The sequence below is a fragment of the Achromobacter mucicolens genome (genome assembly GCF_902859725.1).
Taxonomy (GTDB): domain Bacteria; phylum Pseudomonadota; class Gammaproteobacteria; order Burkholderiales; family Burkholderiaceae_B; genus Achromobacter; species Achromobacter mucicolens.
The window spans coordinates 204,440-229,837 of the sequence record NZ_CADIJP010000005.1 but is presented as its reverse complement, the minus strand read 5'-3'; the positions used below and the strand labels follow the sequence as shown (position 1 = coordinate 229,837).

At 66.1% G+C, this 25,398-nt stretch carries 27 protein-coding genes; 12 read left to right on the top strand and 15 right to left on the bottom strand.

Annotation, left to right across the window (positions count from 1 at the left end):
* Window positions 1-149 precede the first annotated feature (149 nt).
* From HV786_RS08125 to HV786_RS08110, 4 genes are all read right to left on the bottom strand, one after another.
* A complete protein-coding gene (locus HV786_RS08125; RefSeq protein WP_175210506.1) occupies window positions 150-1,019 on the bottom strand; it encodes an HpcH/HpaI aldolase/citrate lyase family protein in 870 nt (289 codons plus the stop codon).
* Window positions 1,020-1,026: 7 nt separating this feature from the next.
* Window positions 1,027-1,749, bottom strand: coding sequence for a response regulator transcription factor (locus tag HV786_RS08120; RefSeq protein ID WP_056317634.1), 723 nt, complete (start codon window positions 1,747-1,749; stop codon window positions 1,027-1,029).
* Window positions 1,750-2,070: 321 nt separating this feature from the next.
* Complete coding sequence (locus tag HV786_RS08115; protein ID WP_128829285.1) at window positions 2,071-2,562, bottom strand: hypothetical protein; 492 nt, start codon at window positions 2,560-2,562, stop codon at window positions 2,071-2,073.
* Window positions 2,563-2,675: 113 nt separating this feature from the next.
* The gene (locus tag HV786_RS08110; RefSeq protein WP_056317640.1) at window positions 2,676-3,809 is read right to left on the bottom strand and encodes a 3-deoxy-7-phosphoheptulonate synthase; all 1,134 of its coding nucleotides are present in this window, start codon (window positions 3,807-3,809) and stop codon (window positions 2,676-2,678) included.
* A gap of 313 nt (window positions 3,810-4,122) precedes the next feature.
* On the opposite strand from HV786_RS08110, the gene HV786_RS08105 reads away from it, so the two are divergent.
* Window positions 4,123-5,349, top strand: a complete 1,227-nt coding sequence (locus HV786_RS08105; protein WP_128829252.1) for an EAL domain-containing response regulator — start codon at window positions 4,123-4,125, stop codon at window positions 5,347-5,349.
* 153 nt (window positions 5,350-5,502) lie between these two features.
* Window positions 5,503-6,813 carry a ferredoxin reductase family protein gene (locus HV786_RS08100; protein WP_128829251.1) on the top strand — a complete coding sequence of 437 codons (1,311 nt, stop codon included), beginning with the start codon at window positions 5,503-5,505 and terminating at the stop codon, window positions 6,811-6,813.
* A gap of 4 nt (window positions 6,814-6,817) precedes the next feature.
* Here the strand turns inward: HV786_RS08100 and HV786_RS08095 are convergent, their stop codons facing one another.
* Together HV786_RS08095 and HV786_RS08090 are read right to left on the bottom strand one after the other, a co-directional pair.
* Complete coding sequence (locus tag HV786_RS08095) at window positions 6,818-8,464, bottom strand: mucoidy inhibitor MuiA family protein (protein WP_254599463.1); 1,647 nt, start codon at window positions 8,462-8,464, stop codon at window positions 6,818-6,820.
* Window positions 8,465-8,619: 155 nt separating this feature from the next.
* Complete coding sequence (locus HV786_RS08090) at window positions 8,620-9,519, bottom strand: LysR family transcriptional regulator (protein ID WP_128829250.1); 900 nt, start codon at window positions 9,517-9,519, stop codon at window positions 8,620-8,622.
* Between the two features lie 106 nt (window positions 9,520-9,625).
* Here HV786_RS08090 and HV786_RS08085 point away from each other — a divergent pair, with 106 nt between their 5' ends.
* The 3 genes from HV786_RS08085 to HV786_RS08075 all read left to right on the top strand — a co-directional run bounded on the left by HV786_RS08085 (window position 9,626) and on the right by HV786_RS08075 (window position 14,498).
* A complete protein-coding gene (locus HV786_RS08085) occupies window positions 9,626-10,906 on the top strand; it encodes an MFS transporter (RefSeq protein WP_175210504.1) in 1,281 nt (426 codons plus the stop codon).
* 96 nt (window positions 10,907-11,002) lie between these two features.
* Window positions 11,003-13,999, top strand: a complete 2,997-nt coding sequence (locus HV786_RS08080; protein WP_128829249.1) for a GAF domain-containing protein — start codon at window positions 11,003-11,005, stop codon at window positions 13,997-13,999.
* Between the two features lie 133 nt (window positions 14,000-14,132).
* Window positions 14,133-14,498 (top strand): hypothetical protein, encoded by a 366-nt coding sequence (locus HV786_RS08075; protein ID WP_128829248.1) that lies wholly within the window; start codon window positions 14,133-14,135, stop codon window positions 14,496-14,498.
* Between the two features lie 57 nt (window positions 14,499-14,555).
* On the opposite strand, the gene HV786_RS08070 is transcribed toward HV786_RS08075, so the two are convergent.
* A complete protein-coding gene (locus tag HV786_RS08070; RefSeq protein ID WP_128829247.1) occupies window positions 14,556-16,001 on the bottom strand; it encodes an RNA polymerase factor sigma-54 in 1,446 nt (481 codons plus the stop codon).
* 158 nt (window positions 16,002-16,159) lie between these two features.
* On the bottom strand, window positions 16,160-17,164 hold the full coding sequence (locus HV786_RS08065; protein ID WP_128829246.1) for a sigma-54 interaction domain-containing protein: 1,005 nt from the start codon (window positions 17,162-17,164) through the stop codon (window positions 16,160-16,162).
* Window positions 17,165-17,339: 175 nt separating this feature from the next.
* Here HV786_RS08065 and HV786_RS08060 point away from each other — a divergent pair, with 175 nt between their 5' ends.
* Complete coding sequence (locus HV786_RS08060; protein ID WP_128829245.1) at window positions 17,340-18,725, top strand: sigma-54-dependent transcriptional regulator; 1,386 nt, start codon at window positions 17,340-17,342, stop codon at window positions 18,723-18,725.
* 6 nt (window positions 18,726-18,731) lie between these two features.
* On the opposite strand, the gene HV786_RS08055 is transcribed toward HV786_RS08060, so the two are convergent.
* A complete protein-coding gene (locus tag HV786_RS08055; protein ID WP_056317667.1) occupies window positions 18,732-19,106 on the bottom strand; it encodes a hypothetical protein in 375 nt (124 codons plus the stop codon).
* Window positions 19,107-19,255: 149 nt separating this feature from the next.
* On the opposite strand from HV786_RS08055, the gene HV786_RS08050 reads away from it, so the two are divergent.
* On the top strand, window positions 19,256-19,471 hold the full coding sequence (locus HV786_RS08050) for a hypothetical protein (protein ID WP_128829244.1): 216 nt from the start codon (window positions 19,256-19,258) through the stop codon (window positions 19,469-19,471).
* A 28-nt stretch (window positions 19,472-19,499) separates the two neighbouring features.
* Here HV786_RS08050 and HV786_RS08045 read toward each other — a convergent pair whose 3' ends face one another.
* Together HV786_RS08045 and HV786_RS08040 are read right to left on the bottom strand one after the other, a co-directional pair.
* The gene (locus HV786_RS08045; RefSeq protein WP_128829243.1) at window positions 19,500-19,808 is read right to left on the bottom strand and encodes a DUF378 domain-containing protein; all 309 of its coding nucleotides are present in this window, start codon (window positions 19,806-19,808) and stop codon (window positions 19,500-19,502) included.
* Window positions 19,809-19,854: 46 nt separating this feature from the next.
* Entirely contained in the window at window positions 19,855-20,121 is a 267-nt protein-coding gene (locus tag HV786_RS08040) for a hypothetical protein (protein WP_128829242.1), read from the bottom strand.
* 171 nt (window positions 20,122-20,292) lie between these two features.
* Between HV786_RS08040 and HV786_RS08035 the strand changes: the two genes are divergently transcribed.
* Together HV786_RS08035 and HV786_RS08030 are read left to right on the top strand one after the other, a co-directional pair.
* Complete coding sequence (locus tag HV786_RS08035) at window positions 20,293-20,883, top strand: phage holin family protein (RefSeq protein WP_062839532.1); 591 nt, start codon at window positions 20,293-20,295, stop codon at window positions 20,881-20,883.
* A gap of 31 nt (window positions 20,884-20,914) precedes the next feature.
* Window positions 20,915-21,535 (top strand): DUF4142 domain-containing protein, encoded by a 621-nt coding sequence (locus HV786_RS08030; RefSeq protein WP_175210502.1) that lies wholly within the window; start codon window positions 20,915-20,917, stop codon window positions 21,533-21,535.
* Window positions 21,536-21,542: 7 nt separating this feature from the next.
* Here HV786_RS08030 and HV786_RS08025 read toward each other — a convergent pair whose 3' ends face one another.
* From HV786_RS08025 to HV786_RS08015, 3 genes are all read right to left on the bottom strand, one after another.
* Window positions 21,543-22,433, bottom strand: coding sequence for an SDR family oxidoreductase (locus tag HV786_RS08025; RefSeq protein ID WP_128829240.1), 891 nt, complete (start codon window positions 22,431-22,433; stop codon window positions 21,543-21,545).
* A gap of 83 nt (window positions 22,434-22,516) precedes the next feature.
* Window positions 22,517-22,858, bottom strand: coding sequence for an ElaB/YgaM/YqjD family protein (locus HV786_RS08020; RefSeq protein ID WP_056317694.1), 342 nt, complete (start codon window positions 22,856-22,858; stop codon window positions 22,517-22,519).
* Window positions 22,859-22,932: 74 nt separating this feature from the next.
* Entirely contained in the window at window positions 22,933-23,262 is a 330-nt protein-coding gene (locus tag HV786_RS08015) for a four-helix bundle copper-binding protein (RefSeq protein WP_056317697.1), read from the bottom strand.
* Window positions 23,263-23,410: 148 nt separating this feature from the next.
* Between HV786_RS08015 and HV786_RS08010 the strand changes: the two genes are divergently transcribed.
* Window positions 23,411-23,662, top strand: a complete 252-nt coding sequence (locus HV786_RS08010) for a hypothetical protein (RefSeq protein ID WP_128829284.1) — start codon at window positions 23,411-23,413, stop codon at window positions 23,660-23,662.
* Here the strand turns inward: HV786_RS08010 and HV786_RS08005 are convergent, their stop codons facing one another.
* A complete protein-coding gene (locus tag HV786_RS08005) occupies window positions 23,663-24,715 on the bottom strand; it encodes a DNA topoisomerase IB (protein ID WP_128829239.1) in 1,053 nt (350 codons plus the stop codon). It lies immediately after the preceding gene.
* A 182-nt stretch (window positions 24,716-24,897) separates the two neighbouring features.
* Here HV786_RS08005 and HV786_RS08000 point away from each other — a divergent pair, with 182 nt between their 5' ends.
* Together HV786_RS08000 and HV786_RS07995 are read left to right on the top strand one after the other, a co-directional pair.
* Complete coding sequence (locus tag HV786_RS08000) at window positions 24,898-25,062, top strand: hypothetical protein (RefSeq protein WP_175210500.1); 165 nt, start codon at window positions 24,898-24,900, stop codon at window positions 25,060-25,062.
* 47 nt (window positions 25,063-25,109) lie between these two features.
* Complete coding sequence (locus HV786_RS07995; protein ID WP_076520934.1) at window positions 25,110-25,262, top strand: DUF3309 family protein; 153 nt, start codon at window positions 25,110-25,112, stop codon at window positions 25,260-25,262.
* Window positions 25,263-25,398: the final 136 nt, after the last annotated feature.

The following is a 25,398-nucleotide window of genomic DNA, read 5'->3' as shown; positions in this document are numbered from 1 at the left end:
CGAGGGGGGATTGTACCCGGGCGGGCAGCCCTGGGCGGGCAGCTCCGGGCGGGAAGCTTCGGGCGGACAGCTCCGGGCGGGTAGCTCCAGGCGCGCACCTTCGGCCCCGGAGGTCGCGCCACGCAGCCGGCGTTGCCGCAAGGCCGCGCTTAAGCCGCGCCGATCGCCTGCGCCAGCGCCAGCACGCGCTCGGCCTCTTGCGCGTGCAGGTTCTCGACCAATGCGCCGTCGACGACCGCCACGCCCTTGCCCTCGGCCTGTGCCGCGGTCCATGCATCCAGGCGCCGGCGTGCGGTGTCCAGTTCCTCGGGCGTCGGCGCGAAGGCCGCGTTCGCGGCGGCGATCTGGCGCGGATGGATCAGCGTCTTGCCGTCAAAGCCTTGATCGCGGCCTTGCCGGCATGCGTCTTGCAGCCCGGCGTCGTCGTTCAGGTCCAGGTGCACGCCGTCCAGCACGGCCAGGCGGTGCGCGCGGGCGGCCATGACGGCAAGCGAGCGTGCCAGCAGCGTCTCGTCGCGCGAAGGAGTGTGACGCGCGTGCAGGTCCTTGACCAGATCCGATGTGCCGACGACGACGGCGGCCAGCCGCGCGTGGCCGCCCGCAATGGCGTCCAGCCGCAGAAAGCCAAGCGGCGTTTCGGCCATGGCCCACAGCGGCAGGTCGGCGGGCGCGCCTGCCGCGTCCAGCGCTTGCGCCAGCGCCGCCAACTGGGCCGGACTCTCGACCTTGGGCAGCAGCACGGCATGGGCCCCGGCCTGCGCAATGGCGCGCACGTCGTCCAGGCCCCAGGGCGTATCCAGTGCGTTGACGCGCACGATGCACTCGCGCCTCCCGTAGCCGCCTTCCCGGAGCGCCGCGGCAACCTGTGTCCGGGCCTGCGCCTTGGCATCGGGCGCCACCGCGTCTTCCAGGTCCAGAATCAACGCGTCCGCATCGAGCGTGCGCGCCTTGTCGAGCGCGCGCGCGTTGGCGCCGGGCATGTAGAGAACGGAACGGCGGGGGCGGAGCGGGGCGGTCATGGCGGTCTCAGGATTTGGGCAGGCTGCCCACGATGGTGACGGGCGTGGTGCAGACATAGCCCACGCCATAGACGGTGCGTATGCCCAAGTCGCCGCCGGCCAGCGCGCGCAGCTTGCGCCGCAGCCGGTGCATGTGGGCATCCAGCCGATGCGTGTCGTAGGCCTCGACGCTTGCGCCCAGGGCTTCGACTAGGCGCGCGCGCGTCAGCGGCAGCGGCGCGGCCTGGATCAGCGCGCCGATCAGCCGGCTTTCGGTGTCGGTGATGTCGACGCTGATCTGGCTGGGCGTGGTCAACGTGCGGCGCGCCGGGTCAAAACGCCAGGCGTCCGACTGCGCGTCCTCGGTGTCGGCGGCCGGGACGACGCGCAGGCGCCGCGATAGCGCCACCAGGGTGGCCCCCAGCTCGGCCAGGTTCACGGGCTTGGTCAGGTAGTGGTCGGCGCCCAGGCTCAGGCCCGATACCTTGTCTTCGCTCAAGAGCCGCCCGGTGAGCATGATGATGCCCATGGACGGATACGTGGTGCGCAGGTGCGATACCCGGGCAAGCCCGTCGCCGTCCGGCAGCATGGCGTCCAGCACGAGGATGGCGGGGGTGACGGTAAGCAACAGGCTGTCCAGCTCGGCCAGCGAGCCCGCGGTGAGGATGGCTTTGTCCAGGCCCAGGTCCTGGATGTACTCGGCGATGGAATCGCGCCAATCTCCGTGGTCGTCGACGACGATGATCGTCACGGCGCGGCGCGCTTGCGCGCTCCTCGGGCGAACAGGGATGTTCTCGTCATGCTATGAATTCGATAGAGTGCCGCGTGCGCGCGGAAATCAGGGGATGACGGTGTGCGTATCCCGCGTGCTTGCGCGCAGAATATCATCCCCGCCGTTGCGGCGGCGCGTCATGGATCAAGGATGCGATCCAGACCGCGGGCAAAAAGGGGCTGGTCAAAAATTGCGCAGCCCGGTGCGCATCGCCCGAAAGGCCATCAGCCGTGCGTTTGCGTTTTTCTTATCCACAAATTCTGTGGATAAGAAAAACAGCGCGGATACCGTCCTGGTGAACTAAGGGAGTAATTCGACCGGCACGCCATCGGGCACTTTGCGCATCCGATCGCGTTCGATCCGGCCCGGTGCAAAGCGCGTTTTGCGCGCAGCAGCATTTTGCAGCAGCACCGACAGCACCGAACCCTTGTCCTGGATCCATCGCGTCTTGCCGCGCAACAGCTTCACCGCGTTCTCGGCAGTGCCCAGGCGGTAGGACATGGCGTTGATCTCGATCGAGGATTTACCGTTGAACAGCGATTCGTCGATTTCAGTGATGGCGGCCGCGTCGAGATTGTTGCTTTCGTGGTCGATCCGGTAGACGTACTTGAAGCCGTGAAACGGATCCTGCACGACGATGAGTTTTTCCGACCCGGAAACGTCGGACATCATGCCGAGGACGCGCGACTCAACCATCTGGTTGCCGCGTTGTTCCTCGGTGTAGATGAAAATGCTGTGGCGCACGGGGGGCGATGCGGCCGGCGCGGCCGCGACAAGGCGAGAACGATCCATACCTGAGCGAAGGGAAGCGGGGAGGGGTCGAGAGACCCCGAAGCCCCGCATGATACCAATTGTTTCAGGAATGTGCTGTAACAGCGGCGGCCGGCCGCTGCCCGGCAACGGGATCAGCCGCGGGCGGCCAGCTTTTCGCGGCGCTGGCGCACGGCCAGCGCCAGTGCTGCCAGCACGGGCTCGGTCTGCGTCCAGCCCAGGCATGCGTCGGTAATGGAGACCCCGTGACGCAGCGGTTCGCCAGGCTTGAGGTCCTGGCGGCCTTCCTCGAGGTGGCTTTCGATCATGACGCCGGTGATGCGGCTGTCGCCCTGGGCGACTTGGGCGGCGATGTCGTTGGCCACGTCGATCTGGCGCACGTGCGACTTGTTGGAGTTGGCGTGCGAACAGTCGATCATGACCTGTTCGCGCTGGCCGGCCTTGCGCAGGGCGGCGCAACATGCGTCCACGCTGGCGGCATCGTAGTTGGGGCCTTGCTTGCCGCCACGCAGGATCACGTGGGTGTCCTGATTGCCGCGGGTTTCGAAGATGGCGGCCATACCCATCTTGGTCATGCCCATGAACGCATGCTTGGCGCTGGCGGCGACCATGGCGTCGGCTGCGATCTGCACGCCGCCGTCGGTGCCGTTCTTGAAGCCCAGCGGGCAGCTCAGGCCGGAACTGAGCTGGCGATGGCTGGGGCTTTCGGTCGTGCGTGCGCCGATGGCGCCCCACGCGATCAGATCGGCGATGTACTGCGGGCTGAGCAGGTCGAGGAATTCGGTGGCAATCGGCAGACCCAGGCCGCCGATGTCCAGCAGCAGTTCGCGGGCGCGGCGCAGGCCTTCATTGATGCGGAAGCTGCCGTCCAGGCGCGGGTCGTTGATGTAGCCCTTCCAGCCGACGGTGGTGCGGGGCTTTTCGAAATACACCCGCATGACGATCAGCAGATCCTTCTTGTGCTCGTCGGCGGCGGCACGCAGCTTGCGCGCGTACTCCATGGCCTGCGCGTGATCGTGGATGGAACATGGCCCCACGACCAGCACCAGCCGGTCGTCCCGGCCGTGCAGCACGTCCGCGATCTCGGCGCGGCTTTGCTCGACGAGGTTCTGGATGCTGGGCGACACCGGCAGTTCGTCCTGCAGCAGCGCAGGCGAGATCAGCGGGCGCACCGCGCTGATGCGGGTGTCGTCGGTGCGGGTGTTGTCCTGGGTGGCGTCGGCGGCGCCGACCTCGCGGTCGTGCAGGGGGTCGTCAATGCGGGTCAAGGGAAAGCTCCGTGCCGTAGATGCGGGAAAGTCCGCCATTATCGCACCCGCGGACGGTGGAGGCGGATGGGTGGCATCGCCACGCCCGCTTGCGGGGACAGGCCCCAATGTATGGAGCCGGACGGCGGATGGTCCGGCGGCTACGTCTATCGGCGGCGAACTGAATTAACCCGTTATCGATAAGGACACTTTTCGCGCGGATGCCTTAGCATTGATGCACGCTCTCAGCAGGCTGGCGCTGCCGGCCAGCGGCAGGCGCAGGCGGGGGCCGCGCACGGCTTCTTTCCGTAGGCACAGTTCAGGACGATCAGCAATGCCAAAACCCGATGCCGGATCGTCCCGACGGATTCTGCTTGTAGAAGACCATCCCGTCGAACGCGCTTATCTGCAGAACATGTTGTTGGCATTGGGCTACCGCCGCGTGGCGGGCTTGGGAAGCAGCATCGAGGCGGTGGGCGCGATCACGCGTCAATACCATGACGTGCTCATCAGCGACATCGTGATGGGCGAAGGCGACGGCACGCGCCTTCCCAACGACCTGCGGCGGCTGGTGGACGCCGGGCGCTTGAAGAGCATGCCGCCGATCATCTGGATCAGCAGCCTGAGCGACGAATTGCTCCAGTCGCATGTGCGGTTGGCCCTGCAGGCCGGTTGCCCCTCCGCGCAGGCGCTCTCAAAGCCCGTGTCGCGCGTGGCGATGCAGCAGGCCATCAAGAACGCGCTGCGCAGCATCGACGACGAGTCGGCCTCGCCGGACAAACCCAAGTCAGTGCGGCGCGAGGTGATGGAGGCGGCACTGAGCCAGGCGCTGCTCTCGGGCACCAACATGAGCGTGGTGCTGCAACCGCAGATCAGCCTGTCGACGGGGCGTGTGGTGGCGGCCGAAGCGTTGTCGCGCTGGGTGGATCCGAAGCTGGGGGCGATCTCCGCGGCGGACTTCGTGCCTGCGGCGCATCGGCTGGGCATGGACCGCATGTTGTTCAGCCGCGTCACCGACCGCGTGCTGGAGGTGTTGCGCCGGCTGCAGGACGCGGATGTCGCGGTGCCGGTCGCGATCAACGCGTCGGCTTCGACACTGTGCTCGCGCGACCTGCCCGGCCTGCTGGAGCAGAAGGTGGGGCAGGCGGGGCTGCCGGCCAGGCTGATCAAGGTCGAACTTACCGAAGACGAGCCGGTGACCGACTGGCTGGCGCTGTCGTCCACGCTGAACCTGTTGCGCGTGCGCGGCTTCGAGCTCGCGATGGACGACTTCGGCGCGGGCATCGCCTCCATGCGCCTGTTCTCGGCCATGCCCTTCAACGAACTGAAGATCGACCGGGACTTCATCGTCCACATGCACCGCGAGCCCGCCTCGCGCGCCGTCGTGGCGGCGGCTATCGAAATGGGGCGGGTGCTGGGCCGGCGCGTGGTTGCCGAAGGGGTGGAGCAGGAGCGCGACGTGCAACTGCTTCGCGAACTGGGATGCGACCTGGCTCAGGGCTATGGGATTTCGATGCCGTTGTCCCCGGACGAATTCATCGAATATTGCCGCGCGCATTGAGCGCGGGCGGCGTGCCTTTTTTTGCTGGGATGGGCTTGATTCGCGTCAAAGGACGGCCGGGGTACCCGAAATAGCGGCCCTGGGCGAAACTACCATTATGTCTGCCGCCTGTCTTGGTTCGACACGGTCGCCGATTTACTGGGAGCGATGCCAATGCGCCGAATCCTTTTCACGATCCTCGCCGTCAGCGTCCTGGCCTGGGCGCTTGCCTTGTGGCTGCAGCCGCCCGCCGCCTTCAACGTATGGACGTGGCGCGACCAACTGATTTTGCTGACCGGTTTGGCGGCTTATGTGCTGATGGCGCTCATCATGCTGCTGTCGGTCAGGCCGGTCTGGCTGGAAACGCGGCTGGATGGCCTGGACAAGATGTACCGGCTGCACAAGTGGTGCGGCATCCTGGCCACCGCGCTGGCGGCGGCGCACTACCTCATCAAACTCGCCAAGCCGCTGCTGCTGGCCATTTTCGATCCGGTTCCCAAGACGCCCCGCGCCGCGGCCATGCTGGACATGTTCCGGGGATCGGCCAAGGATCTGGGCGAATACGCCGTCTGGATCCTGGTGGCGATGGTGCTGCTGACGCTGTGGCGCCGGTTCCCGTACCACGTGTGGCGCCAGGTCCATCGCATCGCCGCCGTGATCTTCCTGGTGGCGGCGTTTCATGGCGTCGTGCTCACGCCCGCCGCGTGGTGGTCGCAGCCGGCGGGTTGGCTGGTTGGCCTTGCGACCGCGGTGGGATCGGTCTGCGCGGTCATGGCGCTGACGGGCCGCATCGGGCGGGCGCGCCGCTACAAGGGCACCGTGCTGGAGGTGCAGCATCTGTCGGATGACATCCTGCGCGTGACCTGTCGTGTCGAGGGCGATTGGCATCACCGCGCCGGCCAGTTCGCCTTCCTGACCGCGGATCGCAAGGAAGGCGCGCACCCCTTCACGGTGTCGGGCGCCGACGATGGCTCGGGCAGGGTGCAGTTTTCGATCAAGGCGCTCGGCGATTACACGCGGCGCCTGCAGAAGAGCCTGGCGGCCGGGCAGGCGGTGACCATTGAAGGGCCATACGGCTGTTTCGACTTTCGCCGGGACGAGGGCCGCCGTCAGATCTGGGTGGGCGCGGGCATCGGCGTGACGCCCTTCATTTCATGGCTTGAGGCCTTGCAGACGCGGCCCGCGGATGCGCCCGACGCCACCTTGTATTACTGCGCCCGCAATGCGGCCGATGCGCCTTTCGCCGACCGGTTGCGCCAGTTGTGCGCGCGCGTTCCCAGCGTGAAGTTGGACGTGCGCTACAGCGACGAGCACCGGCCCCTGACGGCCGCCGAACTGGCGCAGGCCAGACAGGAAGGGACGCCCTGGCCAAGTGTCTGGTTCTGCGGTCCCACCGGTTTTGCCGACGCGCTGAAGGATGGCTTGTACCGACGGGGCATGCCGGTGCGGCAACTGTTCCACCAGGAAGCCTTCCAGATGCGCTAGCGCGTCAGAGTCCGGACACGTCGATATCACCCGGGTAATCCACCGAGAACTTCAACACCGTCTCGCGCGACTTGCCCGGCTCGAGCTCCCAGTCCCACACCAGCTTGCCGTCCTCTTCGCGCTTGATGTCACGGTCGGCGGGCGACAGCAGCTTGACCACGATTTTTTCGTTGCGCGAGATGGGCAGGTGATCCTTGAAGGTCACCTGTTCCTTGGTCGACTTGTTGTTCTTGACGGTGATCTTGTACTCGTAGGTCACACGCTTGCCGCTGCCCGAAAAGCCGGTGCTCTCGGTGTAGCGGTTGACCAGCTGGCGCTTGATGGAGATGCCCTCGTCCGCGCCCAGCGCCAGCTCCAGCTTTTCGCCGGGCATGACCGCTTTCATGGCGCCCGTGGCGACAAAGGCATCATCCAGAAAGGTATTGAGCGGACCCGCCAGGAACGGAAAGTCGGTGTTGTTGCTGGCCTGCGCGGTCAAGTAGACGGTTTCGCGCATCGCGGGCGTGGATTGGTATTGCAAGGTGGCCGGCAGCTTGGCGGTGGCGATGGCGACGCGCTGCGTGGTGTTGTCCGACAGCAGCGTTGCCGGGTTCTGGATCTGGAAAGACGCGCTGGTTGCCGCATTCTGGACCTGTGCCGTGGACAGCTCGATGGCCTCGGGCTGCGGCTCGGGCAGCAAGGCGCTGTCTTCCATCGCGCGGGCGCGCGGCGCGCGCTTGGCGTGCATCTCGGCCTGGACGGCAGCAGGGGCCGGCGCGGCGACGGGCCGGGGCGGCGCAGGCGGGGCGGCCACATCGATGATCCACGGACGCAGCGTGGGCGCGCCGCCGCCCAGCGACGGCCGGGCGGTGGACAGCGTCAGCTTCACGTTGTTCCAGTCTTCGCCCGTGTTCTGGCGGATGACACCGAAGTAGCCAAGGTCCACCTGACGATCGGCCGGACGCAGCCGCGCATCATAGGCGGGCGTCCAGCGCGCGCCCGCCACGGCATACGACAGCGCGAGGTCGAGCTTGCCGGCGCGCGCCATGCCGACGCGCAAGGCGACCTTCTTGGTGCGCCGGCCCGCCTCGCCACGGACCTGGCCAAGCTGGGTTTGCAGCGCCGTCATTTCGCGCTCCAGCGCGGTCTTCTGTTCGGCGACGCGGCGCAGGCCCGCCAGCGTCGTGGCCAAAGACTCGGCGCTGAGCGTCTGGATCGCCTTGAGCTCATCCACCGTGATTCGGGCGCCTTCCTTGGCCGGTTCCGTGGCGCCGCGCTGCATCATCAGAATGAGTTCGCGCTGGTTGTCCAGCACCGCGGCTTCGTCGTCGAGCGCGGCTTGCCTGGCAGTTAGCTTGTCGAGCTGCGCTTCGATCGACCGCACGCGTTCGTTGGCGGTGTCGGTCTGGTAGACGTCGCTGACCTTGACGTCCAGCAGCGTCGCCTGGCCGGTGCTCTTGGCGGACACCTGCAGCGAGTTTTCCTGCAGCGAGGCCGGCAGGTTGTCCAGGATCAGTTCGTGTTCGCCGGCGGTCAGGTCGCTGCTGGCGGCGCGGGTGACGACCGCGCGGTCCTGGTAGACGGTGACCGCGCCGATGGCGGAGGGCAGCGCGGCGGCAGCGGCGAAGCCGGGAATCGTTGCAAAGGCCAGGGCCAGAAGGGTACGTCTCACGGGGTCACCTTTGAAAAGTTGGGCGCGGCCGGCATCGCGGATTCCAAGGGACGCATCGCCAGCAAGCGCGAGAGTCTAGCCCCAGCCCCGCGCTGCTGGTTTACAGAAGATGACAAACGCGACAGGCCGATACGGGCCATCTTCGGGGCTGACCCTCACTCGCGTTCGGGATGCGCCAGCCGGCGCAGCATGCCGACGGCGTTTTCGGCGGCCACCGAGCGGTCATGGCGTCGGTAGGCCATGTCCAGCAGCGCATGGGGCGCATCGCCCTTGATGGGACGGTACTCGATGCCCTGGGCGCCCATGTGCCGCATCGCGGCGGGCACGATGGAGATACCAACGCCAGCCGCCACCAGGCTCACGATCGACGCCATCTGCGGCGCTTCCTGGATGACGCGCGGGGCAAAGCCGGCGCGCTGGCAGGCGGACTGGATGGCGTCGTACAGGCCCGCGCCGATGGGCCGCGGATAAAGCACGAAGTCCTCCTCGGCCAGCGCGGCGATCGGGACCGCGCGTTTCCTGCTGAGCGGATGGTCCGGCGGCAGGGCGATCAGCATGGGCTCATCGAGCACCCGCTCCGATTCGAATTCGGCGTCCAGCACGTAGGGCGGGCGGACAAAGGCCACGTCCACGTCGCCCGCGCGCAGGCCGCGCAGCAGCGTGACGGTATTACTTTCGGTCAGCGTGATGCGCACGTCCGGATAGCGGTCGCGAAAAGCGCGGATGGCCCGGGGCAGGTAGGGATGAAAGACGGCCGACGCGGTAAAGCCGACCGTGATGGCGCCGCGTTCGCCGCGCCCCAGCCGCCTGGCCATATCGATGGCGCGGTCGGCACTGGCCAGGATGGCGCGGGCGTCGTCCAAAAATTGCACACCGGCTTCGGTCAGCGCGATGCCGCGTGGCAGGCGCAGAAAGAGCGGCGTGCCGATCTCGCGCTCCAATTGCTGGATCTGCTGGCTGAGCGGGGGCTGGCCGATGCCCAGGCGTGCGGCCGCGCGAGTGAAGTGCAGTTCCTCGGCGACGGCGGTGAAATACCGCAGGTGACGCAGTTCCATCGGTTTTAAATATAGACAGGAGCGGTTTCATATATTGGACATATGCAGGGGAAATGTCTACCTTGTTCTCCACGGGCTCCTGCCCGGGTGTTTTTCGAGAATCCTGATGTCTACCCCTTCTGCAAGTCACGCTACAGACTCCGGCGTTTCGGCGCCGGCTTATCTGGCGCGCGGCACGCCGGGTCTGCGCCGCGCCCAATGGGCGCTCTTCGCCGCCGGCTTTTCCACGTTTTCGCTGTTGTATTGCGTGCAGCCGCTGATGCCGCTGTTCACCCAGGCTTTCCACGTTTCGCCCGCGCAGAGCAGCCTGGTGCTGTCACTGTGCACGGGCTTGCTGGCCATCGCCATTTTCTTTGTCGGCCTGTTTTCGGCCGCTCTGCCGCGCAAGCGCGTCATGGCGTGGTCTCTGTTCGCGTCCGCCATTCTTGGCACCATCGCGGCGGTCGCCCCGGACTGGCAGAGCCTGCTGGCCCTGCGCGCCTTGCAGGGGGTGGCCATGGGCGGGGTGCCCGCCGTGGCCATGGCCTACCTGGCCGAGGAGGTCGAACCGGGCACGCTGGGTTTCGCGATGGGGCTGTATATCAGCGGCAGCGCGTTTGGCGGGCTGTCGGGACGGGTCATCACCGGCCTGGTGTCCGATCATTTCGGGTGGCGCGCGGCGATGGGGACGCTGGGACTGCTGGGGATCGTCGCGGCCGTGCTGTTCCTGTGGCTCCTGCCGGCCTCGCGCCGCTTCACGCCGCGGCGCGGCCAGGGGTGGGCAGGCGTCTGGTCCGACGTGCGCGCCGGCGCCGGCGCGCACTTGAAGAATGGGCCTCTGTGCGCACTGTTCGCCCTGGGCGGACTGCTGATGGGCGCTTTCGTGGCCGTCTACAACTATGTCGGCTTCCGGCTGTTGCTCCCGCCGTTCTCGCTTAGCCAGACCTTCATCGGCTTCATCTTCGTCGTCTATCTGGTGGGCATCTTCGCCTCGACCTGGTTCGGCCGCCTGGCCGACCGTCACGGGCGCGGCGCGATGCTCTGCGCCGCGTCGGGGCTGGCGCTGGCGGGCCTGGTGCTGACGCTCTCGGATTCGCTGCCCGTCCTGGTCGCGGGCATCGTGGTCTTTACGTTCGGCTTTTTTGCCGCCCATGCCGTCGCAAGCGGCTGGGTGGGTCAGATGGCACGAGGCTACAAGGCGCTGGCCGCCTCGTTTTACCTGCTGGTCTATTACGTGGGGTCCAGCGTCCTGGGCGCGCTGGGCGGCCAATTCTGGACAGTTGGCGGTTGGCACGGCGTGGCCGCGATGGCCGGCGGCCTGCTGGCGGCCGCATTGACGATCAGCGCCGGCCTTGCCTGGCGCACGGGGCGCCGTGACCCGGCGGCAGGGGTGGCGGGGCCCGCCTGACCGCCTCTTTTTGCAGGAAGGGTAGCGTCGCGTTACGCAGGGTTGCCCCACGCGTGCTCCTATCGCGATACATTCTGTATTGCGATAGGGGGAACCATGCTGACCAAGCAAGACCGCGTGTCCCTGCCATGGACCGACACGCTAGCTCGTCTTGAAGACGAACGCATCATGCTGGAGCGAATCGCTGCCGGCGTGCCGCTCCAGCAGGTGCTAGAACATGTGCTTCACGCCATCGAGGCCCAATCGAGCGTGAAGCTGCGCGCGTCCATCGCGCTGGTGGACGACAAGGGAGGCAGGCTGGTGCATGGCGCCGCGCCCAGCCTGCCGGAAGAGTTCAACGCTGCCGTAAGCGGGGTGATGATCGGGCCCGAGGCCGGCCCGTGGGGCGCTGCAGCGCATTCGGGCTGCCCGGTCTACGTGGAAGACATCTCCCGGGATCCTCGTTGGGCCGCATGGCGCGACGTGGCGGCGGCGCATGGCCTGCGTGCCTGTTGGTCGACCCCGATCAAGGCGCCAGATGGGCGGCTGCTGGGCGTGTTCTCCAACTATTACGACGAAAGCCGCCTGCCGTCGGCGCACGACATCGACGCCATTGCGCTGGTCACGCGTAGCGCCGCCCTGGCAATTGAACGGCATCTGCTCGACGTGGCCTTGCGGCGCAGCGGCGACCGCTGGCGCGCCATGTTCGAGGGCATGCAGGAGGCCTTCTTCCTTGCCGAGGCCTTGCGCGGCGAGGATGGCCGCATCGCCGACTTCCGCTTTCTTGAAGTGAACCCGGCCTTCGAACGCCAGAGCGGCATGCGGGAAGGCGACACGCTGGGTCACACGCTGCGTGAAATGATTCCGGGCGTGCCCAGCCAGATCCTGGATACGTTTGCCCAGGTCGTGGAAACGGGCGAGCCGACCCAGTTTGAATTTGCCGTTCCCGCGCCCAACGATGCGTGGTACGAAGCGCGGGCGCGCAAGGAAGGGCCCGACCGGATCATGGCGCTGTTCCTGGACGTTTCCGCGCGCAAGGCTGCCGAGACCGAGCTGTGGGAAGGCCAGCATCGCAAGAATTTCCTGTTGGCGCTGGGCGACCGCATGCGTGAACTGCATCTGCAGGCCGCGATCGAGGAGACCGCCTGCGCGGGGCTGGGGCAGCACCTGTCGCTGGGCCTGGTGTCAGTTCTGGATTGGGCCGGCGACGGCGCGGCGCCCGTCGTGTCGACGTCCTGGCAGTCCGACGTGTACGTGGCGCGCCAGGAGCCGCTGGCGACAGAGCAATTGGGCGACGATTTCTTCGAGGCGGTGCGCAATGGGCGCACGACGTACCTGCAGCCGCTCGTGGCGCAAGAGGGCGGCGACGTCCGCCCGTCGGCCATCGTGGTGCCGATGCGCCGATGGGCGCGGCAGGGCGGCGCGCTGGTGGTCCGCCCCTTGTCCAGCAGCCGGCTCAAGCCCGCGGATCTGGCCTTCATCGAGGAAGTGGCCGAACGGATGTGCGATGCCGTTGAGCGGTCGCAGTATGCGCGCATGCTGGAGCAGCGGGTCGAGCACGCAATCGCCGAGCGGGACCGCATCTGGCGGATGTCGCCCGAGCTGCTTGCGGTCATCGATGGCCGGGGCAGATTTGCCAGCGTGAGTCCCGCGGTGCAAACCATTCTGGGATGGAACCCCGACCAGTTCCTGTCGATGGGACTTTCAGAGCTGATCCACCCGGATGACCTGGAGGCGACCCGCGCCGCCTGGTCGCCGCACGCCAAGGCGAACGGCGCGCAACCGGCCCGGCACGTGGAAAACCGGGTGTTGCGGCGCGAGGGGGGCTACAGCTGGATCACATGGAGCATGTCGTGGTCGGAGGACAGCCTGTATGTGGCCGGGCGCGACGATTCGGACCTGAAAGCGCAGGCCGAAGCCCTGGCCGATACCGAGAATGCGCTGCGCCAGGCGCAGAAGATGGAAGCGGTGGGGCGCTTGACGGGCGGTATCGCGCACGACTTCAACAACATGCTCCAAGGGATCACGGGCGCGCTGTATCTGGTGCAGCGCAAGCTGACGGCCGGCGTGCCGGAACAGGCGCAGCGCTTCATCACCGTGGCCATGGATTCGGCGAATCGCGCCGCGCATCTGACGCAGCGGCTGCTGACGTTCTCGCGGCGCCAGCCGATCGACCCCAAGCCGTTCAGCGTGGAAGCCACGCTGCATTCCATGACCGACCTGTTTCATCGCTACACCGGCGAGCGCGTGAATCTGGTCTTCGATCTGGAGCCGGGTCTGTGGCCCGTCAACTGCGACCGGAACCAGTTCGAGAACGCAATGCTCAACCTGGTGATCAACGCCTGCGACTCAATGCCCAACGGCGGCGTATTGACCGTTGCCGCGGCGAATACCCATTTGGACGCCGCGTCGCTGCGCCAGAACCCGGGCGTCAATCCCGGCGCTTTCGTCGAGGTCACCGTGTCGGACGTCGGGTGCGGCATGTCGCCAGACGTACTGGCGCACGCCTTCGATCCGTTCTTCACGACCAAGCCGCTCGGCGAGGGCACGGGCCTGGGTCTGTCGATGACCTACGGTTTTGCCAAGCAGGCGGGCGGCAGTGCCGTGCTGGAAAGCGCCGAAGGTGTCGGCACGTCGGTTCGCCTGTATCTGCCGCGTCATCAGGGCGTGCCGGAGATGGCGGCCGAAATGCCTAGGGCGACGGGCGCGAAGGCGGCGTCGGCGGGCCAGGCCTTCGTTATCGTCGTGGAAGACGATACGAATGTGCGGGAAATGGTGCGGGAGTCGCTGGTGGACATGGGGCTGCATGTGTTGACGGCCGGCGATGGCGAGGCCGGCCTTGAGCTGGTGACGTCAACGCGCAACCTGAGCCTGCTGGTGACCGACGTGGGCCTGCCCAATTTGAACGGCCGCCAATTGGCCGATGCCGCGCGCGTCGCGCACCCCGGCCTGCGGGTTCTGCTCATGACGGGTTACGCCGAAAGCGCGGCCAGCGCGGGCGGATTCCTGGAAGAAGGCATGGAGCTGATCGTCAAGCCGTTCTCGCTGGATGCGCTGGGTGATCGGGTGCAGCGGATGCTGGAGGAGAGCGCGGGGCCGCAGCGGGCACGTTGAGGGTCAAGTGTTGCAAACACAGGTAAAAAATGCCCCGCACGGAGGACTACCAGCGGGGGAGAAGGCGGGCAGGGGGTCAGGCACGGGGCTTGCGACTAGGTCGGTGCATTTCAACCAAGGAAGGAGCTACGCTATGAAATACCGTGCCATGACCTGCGCGTTTGCTTTGATTGCCGGCGTTGCGACCGCTGGCGGCGCCTATGCCCAGTCCACGGGCCGCAGCACCCCCCCGACCTCGCCGTCCACGACGCCGAACGACGGGGCTGCCGTGCCGCCCAACACCAAGGTGCCTCCGGGCCAGATTCCGCCTGCCCCGAACGCCGCGCCCAATACGGGCACGACGCCGCCGAATCTGGACAAGAGCGGTCACATGAAGTCGGACAAGCATGGGTCGGAAATGCCCAATCGCAAGCGCGAGGCCAATGACAACGTGCCGAATACCCCGGCCGGCGGCGCTGCGCCTCCTCCGGGATATCCGAACACGGGCGGCAGCAAGTAAGCCAGCCCAACAAAAAGGCTTCCGCAAGGAAGCCTTTTTTTATGGTCGCACGGCTGATCAGTGCTGGCGGCGCAGCTCTGCGGGCGGCACGCGCAACTGGCCGCGGTATTTCGACACGGTGCGGCGGGCCAGCAGAATGCCGTTGGATGCCAGCTGCTGCGTCAGTGCCACGTCGGACAGTGGCATCGCGGGATCTTCGGCGTCCACCATTTCCTTGATGAGCGCCCGCACCGCGGCCGCGGAACACGATCCGCCCGACTCCGTGGCCAGTTCCCGCGAGAAGAAGTGGCGAAACTCGAAAACGCCGCGCGGCGTGGTCATGTACTTGCTCACGGTCGCGCGCGAGACAGTGGACTCGTGCATGTTCAGGTCGTCCGCCACTTCGCGCAGCATGAGCGGGCGCAGCGCCACTTCGCCATATTCGAAAAACATCTGCTGGCGCTTGACGATGGCCTCGGCCACTCGCTGAATCGTGGTGTAGCGCTGTTCGACATTGCGCACGAGCCAACGCGCTTCCTGGAGTTCCTGCGCCATGGGGCTGCGGTCGTCCAGGCGGGCGCGGCGAAAGAGATCCGCATAGGCGCTGTGCAACCGGGCGCGCGGCATGGCGCTGCGGTTGGGCAGCACGCGCCAGCGTCCCTGCCATTTGTCCACGAACACATCCGGCACCACGTACACCGGCGTGTCTCCGCTGTAGCGCCCGCCGGGCTTGGGGTCCAGCCGGCGGATAAGCGCGCACGCGTCGCGCAGGGCGTCATCGCCACATCCCAGTGCGCGGCGCAGACCGACGTAATCGTTCTTGCCCAGGCGCTCCAGATGTTCCTGGACGATCTTCTGGGCCAGTGCGCGCGTGTCGTCGTCCTCATCCGGCAGCGCTGCGAGTTGCAGGGTCAGGCATTCGCGCAAGTCGCGCGCGGCAATGCCGGGGGCGTCCAGCTGCTGCACCAGGCGCAGCGCCGCCATCCATTCGGATTCCTCCGGAAGTGGGTTGATGTCCGCATCCGCCGCGGTGCAAAGCGCGCAGAGCGGGGTGCGCAGGTAGCCGTCGTCGTCCAGCGCGTCAATGATGAATTCCGCCAGCAGGCGATCACGCGGCTGCAGGTGATAGTTGCCCAGTTCGAAGGACAGGCGATCGCGCATCGACACGTTGGCGCAGGCCCATTGGCCCAGATCGCTGTCACCGCCGGAGGACGTGTGGGTGGGGTAGTCGCCGGAATAGGCGGGCGCGTCGGGCGGGGGCTCGTCGCTGTCCGGGCTTTCGGCGGCCGCAACGGGCTCCGGGGCGGGCTGTCCATCCATGTCCGCCGACTCGCCGCGGACGCCGGGCGCAGGCGTGGCCGCCGCCTCGGGCTCCGAATCGTCCGGATCTTCGAGAAAAGGGTTTGAGGCCAGTGCGTGCTGCACGGCCGTGGTGAATTCAAGCGCCGACATCTGAAGCAGCTTGACGGACTGTTGCAGACGCGGCGCGAGCGTCATTTGCTGGCGCAGGCGAAGTTCTTGCATGGGGTGGCCCAATCGAGTCTCCTGAAGGGGCAGCCGCCGGAAGGCGGCTCATTCCTCTTCTATACGCAAAGATCGTGCCAGCCTCGCTCAAGGGGGCGAGGACGCCCCGGGAACGCGGCATGCTGAGCCAGTATTACAAACCCGGTGGTAAGAACTGCTCAGGCAGCCTTTTCGGGCTCGTCCTTTTCATAGACATCCAGCCGGTTGTAGAGCGTTTTCAGACTGACGCCGAGGGTCTCGGCGGCCAGGCGTTTATCGCCCGCGTGGTGGGCCAGCGTGGCGAGGATGAATTCGCGTTGGGCGCGGCCCAGCGGCATGCCCACCGGAAAGTTGAGCGAACCGTCGCGAACCTGTGCCTGGTTGGGCCCGCGGTTGCGCGTCGCGAGGTCGGCGTCCAGCTGGGTATCGGCCATGATGTACGCGCGCTGGACCACGTTGCGCAATTCGCGAACGTTGCCAGGCCAATCGTGCGCCTTGATCGCCGCAAGCATGGCCGGCGAAAACGTCTTTTGCGTGCCGTGCTGTGTATTGAGCGTGTCCAGGAATTGGTGTGCCAGCAGCAGGGCGTCGTCGCCGCGCTCACGCAGCGGCGGCACGCGCAGCGGAATCACCAGCAAACGGTGCAGGAAGTCCTGGCGCAGCCTGCCATCCGCAACCGAAGCGGCCGGGTCACGGTTGCTGGCGCAGATGACGCGCACATTGGCGCGCAGCAGGTCCGTGCCGCCCACGCGCTGATACGTGCCCACTTCAAGCACGCGCAGGAAGTGCACCTGCATGTCCGGGGGCATTTCCGTCACTTCATCCAGAAACAGCGTGCCGCCGCTTGCATACTCGAAGTACCCGGCATTTTGCGATACGGCGCCCGTGAAGCTGCCTTTCTCATGGCCGAACAACTCGGCATGCGCAAGCGATCCGCTGATCGCGCCGCAATTGACAGCGACGAAGGGTTGGTCGCGGCGTTCGCTCGCGTCGTGGATGGCGCGCGCAACGATTTCCTTGCCGGCTCCACTTTCGCCGATAATGAACACGCTTGCATCGGTGGCCGCGGCAAGTGCGATCTGGTTTCCTAGCTTGCGCATTTGCGGCGACATGCCGCTGGTGTCCGCAAAAACGGAAGTGGGGGAAGGCGCGTTGGCGCGCGTAGCGGTATTTCGACTGGCCATGCTGATTCCTAGTCCCGAAAGCGGGCCTGCAATAATCGCATCGTAGAGGGCGGTCTGCTGTCTGATTGCGACGAGTTGCAAGTATTGGAAAACGTTGTTGGAAACTGGCAGATATTTGCGCCGGCCGACCTCATAGTGACTATTCTGACGGTTATGGAAGGGATACGGAGATAGCATGCCTCACCTGCTTATCGTCGATGACGACGATGCAATACGGGAAACACTGGCCGAAATCGGCCGAGATAGCGGGTTTTCGGTGGCCCTGGCGGCCAGCGTCAAGGACGCCCTCATCCAGCTCGAACGGCAAGCGCCCGACCTGGTGTTGACGGACGTCCGGCTGCCGGGCGGCAGCGGCATGGACATCTTCAAGAACGTTGCCGTGCACAGCGCAGAAGTGGTGGTAATGACCGGCCACGGCACTGTCGACAACGCCGTGCAGGCCCTGCGCCTGGGTGCGACCGACTATCTGGTCAAGCCCATCTGCATGGAGCGCCTCGAAGAGATCCTGAAGCGGATCATGACCAATTCGGGCGGTGAAATGCCCGGCACCCCGTTTGAAGAACCGGGCCGCTTCGGCAAGCTGTATGGCAAGTCCGAACGCATGCAGACGCTGTATCGTCAAATCGGGCGCGTGGCGCCCACCACGGTCACCACCTTGCTGATCGGCGAAAGCGGCACCGGCAAGGAGCTGGCCGCTCACGCCATCCACGAACTCAGCCCGCGCCGGCAGCGGCCGTTCATCGCGGTCAATTGCGGCGCGATCTCGCCCAACCTGATCGAAAGTGAAATGTTCGGGCACGAGCGCGGCAGTTTCACCGGCGCGGACCGCCAGCACAAGGGGTACTTCGAGCGCGCCGACGGCGGCACGTTGTTCCTGGACGAAGTCACCGAAATGCCGCTTGACCTGCAGGTCAAGCTGCTCCGCGTGCTGGAAACCGGCCAATTCATGCGCGTGGGCACCAACCGGGAAATTGCCTGCGATATTCGCGTGGTTGCTGCGACCAACCGGAATCCGGAGCAGGCCGTGCAAGAGGGCAAGCTGCGTGAAGACCTGTATTACCGGCTAAGCGTTTTTCCCATCGAACTGCCGGCGCTACGCGACCGCGGCAGCGACATCCTCTTTCTGGCGCAGCGCTTTCTGCATGCTCTGAACGAGGAATCCGGCAAGAACAAGGATTTTTCCCCCGAAGCGGCGGCCGCGCTCGCGCAGTATGAATGGCCAGGCAACGTCCGCGAACTGAAGAACTTCGTGCGCCGCGCGTTCATCATGGCCGATGGGGATGTGCTGGATCTGGATATGCTTGTGCCGCAGGTATCGCCAGCTGGCGAGTCGGCCGGCGGGCAAGTCAGCGTGCCGGTTGGCGAGACCTTGGCCGAAGCCGATCGCCGTCTGATCCTGGCCACCCTTGAGCGATGCAATGGGGTCAAGAAACAGGCGGCCGCAGTGTTGGGGATCAGTCCCAAGACGCTCTACAACCGTCTTGAGGAATATGCGGCAGCAGGCTACGTGCTGCCCGGCGAGAATTCCCGGACGGGCGGACCGTCCCGGGAATCCGCCTGACGCCGCTTACTTGTTGAAGCGGGTCTTCAGGTCAGCCATGCAGGCGTCCTTGGCGTTGCCGGACATGGCATCGCACTTTTCCTTGCCGACCTTGTAGTCGGCATCGTTGCGCGTCTTGGCCGCGTCGTGGGAGGCTTCGGCCTTCTCCTTCGCGGCCTTCGCGTCGGCCTTGGCCTTGTCGCGCGTGGCTTCGGCCTGCTTCTGGCAGACGTCCTTGGCATTGCCCTTCATGCCGTCGCATTGCTTTTTGTCCATTTTGTATTGGTTGTCGATCTGATCGTTCGTGCGAACGCCGGTCGTGCCCGTTTGCGCGGAGGCCTGGAAGGCCAGGACGGAAAAGCACAGGGCAAAAGCGGGGCAAATCGTTTTGGACAGATTCATGACTGACTCCTTGGGTAAGTGATCCGGTAGTTGGCGGACCCGATAACGCCTAGAGCAAGTAACGTGCCCGGGATTTCCAGGCATGGCACTTGCGCAGGAAGGCCAGGCCATTCGCGATTGACGGATGGCGTGTACCAAGGAGATGATTCATGACGACCCCACACGATCAGCAGCCTGCCAAGTCCAAGGCCAATACCCCCAAGGACGATACGGAAGCGGCGAACCAGAGCGGTCAGTTTGGCGCGGATAAGCCGACTGAGAAGGATCAGCCTTACAAGCGGCATTCGGATAAAACCCCGAACCGCAAGGGGCCGGAGTTTGAAGAGGGCGGGCAGTATCCGGGCAAGCGGCCTGACGGCAACTGATGCGAAAGGCGGGCGCAGCGGCTTGCTGTCAGCGGGCCGGTTCGCCCAATTCGTCGGCCAGACGAAAAAGCATCACGACGCAATACAAGGCCGCGATGCCAATCGCGCCGTAAACCGTGCGCGCCGCCGCCGCATGCGGAAAGATCTTCGCGATGACATCCAGATTGACGGCGGCGATCAAGCCGCTGTTCAGACCGCCGGCCACAACGGCTATCAGCGCCATCCAATCCAGCAGGGACAGGCCGTGCCGCGCTTCGCCGTGCGCAGGCTCGGGGGCCAGCAGGCCCTCGTCGAGCTCGGACCCGGCAGCAAATTCCTCAGTACGGGATGTTTCCATCGACGTTCCTCAAGGAGCGCGGCGACGAGGCCGGGGAGACTGCGGCTCAGCCACCGTTGCGGACGGGCTCGGGGGCGTCGTGCGAGAGGCCGGCTTCGTCGGCGTCGGTGATTCGGTCGGTCGCCACGTCCGCACCGTCGTCGTCCTGGAAGTCCGGTTCGACGCTCTCGCGTTCGCCCGTCGCCTGGGAGTCGCTATCGGTATGCCTGAGGTCGCGCGGCAGGTCGCTGGCCGAATCTGAAGAGTCGCTGGGACCCAGGTCGGGCCGGCCGCTTTCGTCAAGGTTTAAATCGGTGTCGGGTATACGGGGCATGAGAATTCTCCGAATAATGGCGCGCGCGCGGGATCGGAACAGGCGGTGCGCGCAGCAGCGGGTGCGGGGCAGGCAGCAAGCGCCATGCCGACGTCGCGATGGCAGGGCGGTTCAGGCAGCGCAGGTATGGAAGTTGCTCCTTGTTTGAAAATTTTTCCCCGGGAGATTGTCATGTCCTTGATTGTCGCTGCACGGTTCCAGACCTTCGACGAAGCCACGCTGGCCGCCCAGAAGTTGTTTGCCGAGGGCTATACCGAGGATGACATCCACACCTTTTACGTCAGCATTGCTGGCGAGCATGGGCGCTTTCCGCTGGGGGGCGACCGGATTGCGGACCCCGATGCCAAAGGCGGGCATTTTGGCGCGGTGGCCGGCGCTTCGTTGCTGGGGCTGGTGTTTGCGTTGGTGGCGGGGCTGATTGCCGCGCAGCTGGCCGCCTCGATCTTCATCACGATTGCCGCCGCCGGGGTGGGCGCCTACATCGGGGCGTTGGCGGGCGCCATGTGGGTAGTCGGCCGCAAGAAGCGGGTGCGCACCGCGCCGGGCGAGCCCGAGAAATCGCACCCGCCCGTGCGCCAGGCCGGCGTCATGCTGGCGCTGCACGTGGATCTTGGGCGCGAGCAGCAAGCCCGCCAGATTTTGCGCGCCGCGGGCGGCACCGACATCGAACGGGCCAATGGCCGATGGCAGGACGGCAAGTGGCAGGATTTTGACCCGCTGGATCCGCCGCGCCGGGTTGAAGCCCCGACCACCGCCAATTAAGTCGCGCCCAGTCACGCACGGAGAAAGCACCATGAAGCCATTCGCTAAAACGTCATTCGCCGCGCTTGCCGCGGCGGTCGTGCTCTCGGGCGCGGGCCCGCTATCGCACGCCGCGGAGCTGGACGCCTCGGACGCCCGCTTCCTGCAGGCCGCCTCGGGCTCGGGAATTTTCGAAGTGCAGGCCGCCGAGCTGGCAGGCAAGCGCGCCAAGGACGCACAGGTGCGCGCGTTTGCGGCCAAGATGATTGAACAGCACACGGCGGTGAACAAGGAGATCCGCGCGTTGGCGGCCGCCAAGAACATTTCGCTGCCCGATCAGCCGGCCGAGCCTGATCGCGCCACGCTGCATGAATTGCGCGAGAAGACTGGCGCCGAGTTCGACCAGGTGTATATCAAGAAGGCTGCCGTCGACGCGCACGCGACCGCCAATCGTCTTTTCGAAACAGCCGCCAAGGAGTCGGAAGATGCGCAGGTGCGCGACTTTGCGACGCGCACCTTGCCGATGTTGAGCGATCACTACGCCATGAGCCGCGCGTTGGGTCGCGAGCCCGCCGTCAATGGCGACAAGATCCATCCCGCGCCCAAGGGCGAAGCGCCGCCGGTCTCCCCGGCGTCGCGCGCCGCGCCGGCCTCGGTGGTGCCGGAGAAGTGAGGATCGCTTAGTCGCCCGCGCTGCCCGTGATGGGCAGAACGATGCCGGTGATATAGCTCGAGCATTCGGGCGATGCCAGAAAGACGTAGGCGGGTGAGATTTCCTCGGGCTGAGCGGGGCGTCCCAGATCGGTCTTTTCACCAAATGACTTGATGTCTTCGGCGCTTCGGTCGGCCGGATTGAGCGGCGTCCAGACGGGACCGGGCGCGACCGCGTTCACGCGGATACCCTTTTCGGCCAGGTTCGAGGCCAGCGAACGGGTGAACGCGTGGATGGCGCCTTTGGTCGATGAGTAGTCCAGCAGCTTGCCGCTGCCGTTCAGGCCCGTGACTGATCCCGTATTGATGATGGCGCCGCCGGGCTTCAAGTGTTCCAGCGCGGCGCGCGCCATGTAGAAGTACGCGCTGATGTTGGTACGCAGCGTCTTATCCCATTTTTCGTCGCTGATTTCTGGCAGCGTCTCGGTATGTTGCTGGTAGGCCGCGTTGTTGACCAGGATGTCGAGTTTGCCGAAGTGCTTGACCACCTGCGCGACGGCCTCGTTGCAGAAGGCGGAATTCTGGACGTCGCCCGGAATCAGCAGGCACTGGCGGCCTTCAGCCTGAACGGCGCGGCTGGTCTCCCGGGCATCCTCGTGTTCATCGAGGTACATCACCGCGACGTCCGCGCCTTCGCGGGCGAACAAGACGGCGACGGCCCGGCCGATGCCGGAGTCAGCGCCGGTGATGATCGCGACCTTGTCTTGCAGCTTGCCGCTGCCTTTGTAGCCGGGCGCCTGATACTGGGGCTTGAGCACCATGTCGGCTTCAACGCCTGGTTGTTCGTCCAGGTGCTGCGCTGGCATGGGCGGGGTGGGGTGAGGGCGGTCGCCGGTCTGGGCGCTTTTGGGGGTGCTCATGTGTTCTCCCATTGGGCGGCGCGGGATGCGCCTTGCAATGGGCGACGAGCAAACGCCGTTCCCGGCGACCGCATGGGAACGGCCTACTGGCGGCCGACAATGACGCCGAGCAGAAAGGCCGCACCCGCCACCAGCCCGACTGCCTGCCAGGGACGCGCGTGGATGTAGTCCTCGGTGCAGTCCAGGGTCTCGCGCATGAGGTCATGGGCGTTGTCGGACGCCTCGCGCAGGCTCTGGCGCGTGGCTTGCAGCTGGTCGTTCAAGCGCGCCTTCAGGGCTTCAAGGTCCGTTGCCGAAGTGTCGCTGAGCGTGGCTTCCAGCTCGTCGATCCAGCTTTCCGGATGCCGCGAGCGCCTGTAGGCGCCACGATTGTCGGGGCCGTTCTCGGGGAAGTCGGAAGGCATGGGGGTATTCGTGGTGGCCATCGAAAGCTCCTGACTGTCGGGCGGAAAAATGCGCCGTTGCGGCCGGCCCGGGCGGCCGCGCGGCGGGGCGAGGCTTACGCCTCGACCATGTCTCGGCATGCCAGCGTGCAGGCGATGCAGGCGCCCGCGCAGATCTGGCAGTGCTCGGCGTCGTGCGTGGAACATTGCCGCGCACAGGCGTCGCAGACCAGCGCGCACAACGTGCAGAGCGCCTGGGCGAATTCGCCGCCGCGGGCCAGCATGGCCGCGCACAACCGGCAGACCTCGGCGCAATCGGTGCACAAGGCGATGCTCGCGCGCATCTGCGCCGGATTCTGTCGCAGGCACGCGGCTGCGCATTGATCGCACGCTACCGCGCATTCATAGCAGGCTTGCACACATTGTTCGAAGTTTGGGTCTCGCATTGCATCTCCTTGTGAGCGGCCGCGGCCGCCCGGCCACACAGGCGCGGCTGGCGCGGCGGCACATCCGCTTGCAATTTGAAGGTCTTGACAGTTTTTCCTGCGGGCGAGGGGCCGTAGGATGAAGGTTCGCAACTGGCGGGAGAACACCGTGAAACCTTCGTCCACATCCAAAACCACCTCGTCGGCGCGCGCCGGCAACTCCGCGCAGGACAACGCTAAGATACTGCCGCCGAGCGGTCCCGTCGACGTGCCGAATCTACCGGATAAACCCGATGCCCATACGCCCGACGAGGCCGCTCGCGACAAGCGCGAGGTGGTCGACAACAAGACCGAATCGAATTGGGCCGACGGCTCCGCGCCGCAGCCCCGCGCCAAGAATGCGCGCTCCTCGATTCTCTGATCACGCATCGCCGGCCGCCTGCTCATGAAGAAACGCGAGCAGGCGCCGCTCGTCGGCGCTGAGCCCGCGGGGGCCTGCTGGGGCGGCCGTCCGCGTGGGCAGCGTGCCGGTCAGGTAGGCCTCCATGATGGCCGGGTGCACGTAGCACGCGCGGCACACGGCGGGCGTGTTCGCCAGCCGTTTTGACACGGCCTTGATGACGTCCACCGCCTCCTGCTTGGCGCGGCGCTCGTCCTCGAATGGGCGCGACTGCAGCGCGGCAAAGGCCATCACGGAACCCGCCCAGGTGCGGTAGTGTTTGGCGGTGTATTCGCCGCCGCCGGCATTACGCAGGTACGCATTCACGGCGCCCGAATCGACAGGGCGCTTGTCGCCGTCGGCATCCAGATACTGAAACAGCTGCTGGCCCGGAATGTCCAGGCATTGCTTGATGATGCGCGCCACCCGCCGGTCCGTGACCGTGACGTCGTGGGCAACGCCGCTCTTGCCCTGGAACCTGAACCGGAAACGGCTGCCGGCCACGGTCGTGTGCCGGCGCTTGAGCGTTGTCAGGCCGTAGGATTTGTTGGCACGCGCGTACTCGCGCCCGCCAACGCGGATCAGGGTGATCTCCAGCAGGCGGACCAAAGTGGCGACCACCTTGTCCTGCGTGAGGCCCGGTATCTTCATGTCGCGCTCGACCTGGCGCCGGATGCGGGGCAGTGCGTGACCGAAGGACAGCAGATTCTTGTATTTGGTGGCGTCGCGCACCGCCGTCCAGCCGGGGTGATAGCGATATTGCTTGCGGCCGCGCGCATCGCGCGCCGTGGCCTGAAGATGCCCGTCCGCCAGCGGGCAGATCCATACGTTTTCGTACGCGGGCGGGATGGCCAGGGCGTTGATGCGTTGGATCTGCGCCTCGTCGGTAATGCGCGCGCCTTTCTCGTCCAGATAGTGAAACGTCTGGGCGTTAACGCGCACACGGGTGTAGCCGGGCTGCGTGTCGTCCACATAGGTCAGCGATGCCTCTTCGACGGGCAACGGATCCGGGTCCTTTTGCGTGCGGGTGCTCATTCAATCTCCGGGTGCGCGCGGTAGCGCTGGGCTACAGCATGCCGCGTTCCCGGCGGCGGCGATCGCGGGCGTGGACGGCTTTGGGCACGCCGCTTGCTGAATGCCTTGTCGGCAATCGCGCCGCCGGAACCGCCCGCCGACCGGCCGCGCTGCCCGCGAGAGAATCTTCAGAGGAGAGTGCAATGCAAACCGTCCTGCAACTACATGTGCCGCCGAAGCCGGATCCGATCCCGCCCGGCTCGCCGCCGGGGGACTTGCCGGTCGACCCGGATACCGATGAGCCGGACGTGGACCTGCCGCCGCTGTCCCATCCCGTCAAGGAAATCGTGCCGCCGAAAGACGCCTGATCCTTCGCCCCTTCCACAACTCAAATCAATAAATCCAAGGAGTCATTATGTCGACCATCCTGCTGATCATCCTGATCCTGTTGCTCATCGGCGCCGTCCCCGCCTGGCCTCACAGCCGTAGCTGGGGTTACTACCCGAGCGGCCTCTTGGGCATCGTTGTGATCGTGCTCATCGTGCTGCTGTTGATGGGACGCATATAGCGCCATGACACGCTGATGGCCGCCGGACGCCCGCGCGTCTGGCGAGCCGCCAGCAGGGCCCGGGGCGGCCCTGCCGTCCTGGCGCGCGCGCCGCGTCGGGCATAAGATCTGCGGGTTTCAGCAGCAACCCACCTAG